We start from the raw sequence: 320 nt of genomic DNA, 5'->3' as shown, positions 1-320 counted from the left end.
GACATGGGCCGCGCCATGCAGGACATCGCCCAGGGCGAAGGCGACCTGACCAAGCGCCTGAAGGTCACCAGCAACGATGAATTCGGTACGTTGGCCAATGCCTTCAACCGCTTCGTCGAGCGTATCCACGAATCGATCCGCGAGGTCGCCGGCACCGCTCGCCAACTGCACGATGTGGCGCAACTGGTGGTGAACGCCTCGAACTCCTCGATGGCCAACTCCGACGAGCAGTCCAACCGCACCAACAGCGTCGCAGCAGCGATCAACGAACTCGGCGCCGCCGCCCAGGAAATCGCCCGCAACGCCGCCGATGCCTCGCA

At 64.4% G+C, this 320-nt stretch carries 1 protein-coding gene; it reads left to right on the top strand.

Going from position 1 to position 320, the window contains the following annotated elements; translation table 11 throughout:
• The coding region (locus ACTJJX_RS35190) for a HAMP domain-containing protein (protein ID WP_440782073.1) at positions 1-320 on the top strand (320 nt) is incomplete at both ends.

The sequence above is a fragment of the Pseudomonas sp. 22490 genome (genome assembly GCF_052044465.1).
GTDB classification, from domain to species: domain Bacteria; phylum Pseudomonadota; class Gammaproteobacteria; order Pseudomonadales; family Pseudomonadaceae; genus Pseudomonas; species Pseudomonas aeruginosa.
This window is presented reverse-complemented; position numbering and strand designations above follow the sequence as displayed.